The organism is Flavobacterium sp. (genome assembly GCF_044373165.1).
Classification (GTDB): domain Bacteria; phylum Bacteroidota; class Bacteroidia; order Flavobacteriales; family Flavobacteriaceae; genus Flavobacterium.
Window position 1 is genome coordinate 1 of the sequence record NZ_JBILQL010000129.1, and the last position, 3,477, is coordinate 3,477.

The window sequence follows — 3,477 nt, forward strand, 5'->3', positions numbered from 1 at the left end:
GACGACCTCCGAAAGTCGGGGTGGCAGGATTCGAACCTGCGACCTCCTGGTCCCAAACCAGGCGCGATAACCGGGCTACGCTACACCCCGAGAGCGGAGAGACAGGGACTCGAACCCTGGCGACGGTTACCCGTCGACAGATTAGCAATCTGCTCCGTTACCACTCCGGCACCTCTCCTAAATTTTCAATTTTGTTTAAGAACATTTTCTTTAAGCGGTTGCAAATGTAATTTATCATTCTATAATTTACAACTATTTCATTTCTTTTTTTAGATTTAAAAATAAATAATCTCAAAATAAGTTCACTATCAATAAACTAGAGTTGTAATATTACGTTTAATCCGCTACAAATAAAGATTTATTGGACTTACAATTCATTATTTTGCAATAAAAGTTTAGATTTGCAAGACAAACACCCGAGGCAATCTCTGCCGAATAGTATGGAGCGCAGCGGAGTAAAACAACTAAACATCATGAATAAAAAAGTCGCTATCGTATCAGCTGTCCGAACACCTATTGGAAGTTTCATGGGTAGTCTATCTACTGTTACTGCAACACAATTAGGCGCCGTTGCCATCAAAGGTGCTTTAAATAAAATCAACTTAGATCCTAATTTAGTAGATGAGGTTTTGATGGGTAATGTAGTCCAAGCGGGCGTGGGTCAGGCTCCGGCTACTCAGGCTGCTATTTTTGCAGGTTTGCCTAATACTGTTCCCACTACAACCGTTAATAAAGTCTGTGCTTCCGGAATGAAAGCTGTAATGCAAGGTGCTCAAGCCATCATGAATGGTGATGCCGAAATTGTAGTAGCCGGCGGTATGGAGAACATGAGTTTGATTCCACATTACGTTCATTTGAGAAACGGAGTGAAATTTGGCCCAACTACAATGGTTGACGGTATGCAAAAGGATGGATTAACCGATGCCTACGACGGAAACGCTATGGGTGTTTGTGCCGATTTATGTGCCACTGAATATGGAATTACTCGTGAAGAACAAGATGCCTTTGCTATTCAATCGTACGAGCGTTCAGCTAAAGCTTGGTCAGAAGGAAAATTCGACAAAGAAGTCGTTCCGGTTGAAATTCCGCAACGCCGTGGCGAACCGATTGTATTTGCTAAAGATGAAGAATTTACTAACGTGAAGTTAGACAAAATACCGGCCTTAAACGCAGTATTCACTAAAGACGGAACCGTAACGGCTGCCAATGCCTCTACCATAAACGACGGTGCTGCTGCCTTGATTTTAATGAGTGAAGAAAAAGCACAAGCATTAGGTTTAAAACCTTTGGCTTACATCAAATCCTACGCTGATGCCGCTCAAGAACCAAAATGGTTCACCACGGCGCCGGCCAAAGCATTACCTAAAGCACTGGACAAAGCAGGAATATCAATTGCCGATGTTGACTTTTTCGAATTCAATGAAGCTTTTTCAGTAGTTGGTTTGGCCAATGCTAAAATTTTAGGTTTAGACAACAACAAAGTGAATGTTAACGGTGGTGCAGTTTCTTTAGGTCATCCCCTAGGCTGTTCCGGAGCGCGAATCATCGTGACTTTGATTAATGTATTAGAACAAAACAATGCTAAAATTGGTGCAGCAGCCATCTGTAACGGTGGCGGTGGTGCTTCAGCCATAGTAATAGAAAGAATTTAAAATAATTACGAATTGATTTAGATGTTTGCCATTTGTAATCTTGCCATCATTCCTTTACGAGCCGAACCAAGTGATCGAAGCGAAATCGTTTCGCAAGTCTTGTTTGGCGAGCATTTTGAAATTTTGGAAAGACAAAACCAATGGGCCAAAATCAAACTGCAATACGACGAGTACGAAGGTTGGGTGGATTCCAAACAATACCAAGTGATTTCTGAAAAAAACTTCAAAGACTTGTCTAAAGAAGCCATCATCTTGAATGCAGATTTAGTGGAATATGTAACCAATGCCAAAAACATGCTATTACCCATTCCGCTTGGTGCATCGCTATCTTTTTTGAATCACAGCGAAATCAATACGGAAGGCTTTGAATTTGAGGGCTTGAAAACCAGCGGTGTCAAATCAAAATCCGATTTGATTACTACAGCCTATCAATATTTGAATGCACCTTATCTTTGGGGTGGAAAAACACCATTTGGAATTGATTGCTCCGGTTTTACACAAATGGTATACAAACTCAACGGTTATCATTTACTTCGCGATGCTTCTCAACAATCTACTCAAGGTGATGCTTTGAGTTTTATTGAGGAAAGCGAACCCGGAGATTTGGCTTTTTTCGACAATGAAGAAGGTAAGATAATACACGTTGGCATCATGATGGAAAACAATTACATCATCCACGCCAGTGGCAAAGTCAGAATCGACCGCTTAGACCATTTGGGCATTTATAATGCGGAGCAAAACCGACATACGCACCGGCTAAGAGTCATCAAGAAAATTATATAAACCGTTATATTTTTATAACGGTTTTCTTTTGCACATATTTTATCAAAACTTTCATACTTATTTCCTAAATTTGATGGTATATTGGCTTAATTTCAGTCTATGGAAAACGATTCCAAAGTAGTAGCATCATTTAAAAACTTTTTAATTGAAATTGGCGAACTCTCCTATTTCACGGGACGTTTTTTTAAAGAACTATTCAATCCACCTTTCGAACTTAAAGAATTTTTGCGCCAATGTTACAATATGGGTAATCGCTCATTATTGCTAGTTAGCGTAACCGGTTTTATTATTGGATTGGTTTTTACTTTGCAATCTCGCCCAACTTTAGAAGAGTTCGGAGCCGTTTCCTGGATGCCTTCTATGGTGAGCATTTCCATTATTCGCGAAATTGGACCTATCATAACAGCACTAATTTGTGCCGGAAGAATCGGTTCGGGTATTGGTGCCGAATTGGGTTCGATGCGCGTTACCGAACAAATTGATGCGATGGAAGTATCGGGAACCAATCCGTATAAATATTTAGTCGTAACCCGAATATTAGCCACCACCGTCATGCTGCCCATTTTGGTTTTCTTTGGGGATGCAATAGCCATTTTCGGTTCGGCATTAGTAGAGAATCTGAAAGGAAACGTCTCTTTCCTACTCTATTTCAATCAGGTTTTCGACAGTTTGCAATTCAGCGACATCATCCCAACCACTTTTAAGACCTTCTTTTTCGGATTTGCCATTGGATTGGTTGGTTGTTACAAAGGATACAATTGCAAAAAAGGTACGGCCGGCGTTGGATTAGCTGCAAATTCAGCCGTAGTTTATACCTCTATGTTATTGTTTATTATAGATTTTATAGCCGTATTCGTTACTAATATTTTTTATGGTTAGCCCAATGAAAAAAACACCCATCATAGCAATAAAAGCGCTCCGAAAAAGCTTTGGTGACAATCATGTACTCGAAGGCTTCAATATGGAATTATACGAAGGTGAAAACCTGGTCATCATGGGCAAATCGGGTTCGGGCAAATCGGTAATGATTAAATGCTTAATT

Annotated in this window: 4 protein-coding genes and 2 tRNA genes; 4 read left to right on the forward strand and 2 right to left on the reverse strand. The window is 40.2% G+C overall.

Annotated elements, in window-relative coordinates; translation table 11 throughout:
• Positions 1-15: 15 nt before the first annotated feature.
• Both ACIQ32_RS11495 and ACIQ32_RS11500 read right to left on the reverse strand, forming a co-directional pair.
• Positions 16-90: transfer RNA gene (locus tag ACIQ32_RS11495), tRNA-Pro, on the reverse strand.
• A gap of 4 nt (positions 91-94) precedes the next feature.
• Positions 95-178: transfer RNA gene (locus ACIQ32_RS11500), tRNA-Ser, on the reverse strand.
• A gap of 295 nt (positions 179-473) precedes the next feature.
• Between ACIQ32_RS11500 and ACIQ32_RS11505 the strand changes: the two genes are divergently transcribed.
• The 4 genes from ACIQ32_RS11505 to ACIQ32_RS11520 all read left to right on the forward strand — a co-directional run.
• Positions 474-1,652 carry an acetyl-CoA C-acyltransferase gene (locus tag ACIQ32_RS11505; protein WP_396195829.1) on the forward strand — a complete coding sequence of 393 codons (1,179 nt, stop codon included), beginning with the start codon at positions 474-476 and terminating at the stop codon, positions 1,650-1,652.
• 21 nt (positions 1,653-1,673) lie between these two features.
• Complete coding sequence (locus tag ACIQ32_RS11510) at positions 1,674-2,435, forward strand: NlpC/P60 family protein (protein WP_396195830.1); 762 nt, start codon at positions 1,674-1,676, stop codon at positions 2,433-2,435.
• A gap of 99 nt (positions 2,436-2,534) precedes the next feature.
• Positions 2,535-3,314 carry an MlaE family ABC transporter permease gene (locus tag ACIQ32_RS11515; protein WP_396195831.1) on the forward strand — a complete coding sequence of 260 codons (780 nt, stop codon included), beginning with the start codon at positions 2,535-2,537 and terminating at the stop codon, positions 3,312-3,314.
• Positions 3,315-3,318: 4 nt separating this feature from the next.
• The coding region (locus ACIQ32_RS11520) for an ATP-binding cassette domain-containing protein (protein WP_396195832.1) at positions 3,319-3,477 on the forward strand (159 nt) is incomplete at its 3' end.

Coding starts and splice junctions, on each gene's coding strand:
- ACIQ32_RS11510 (WP_396195830.1), top strand. CDS start 1,674: ATGTTTGCCATTTGTAATCTTGCCATCATTCCTTTACGAGCCGAACCA.
- ACIQ32_RS11515 (WP_396195831.1), top strand. CDS start 2,535: ATGGAAAACGATTCCAAAGTAGTAGCATCATTTAAAAACTTTTTAATT.
- ACIQ32_RS11505 (WP_396195829.1), top strand. CDS start 474: ATGAATAAAAAAGTCGCTATCGTATCAGCTGTCCGAACACCTATTGGA.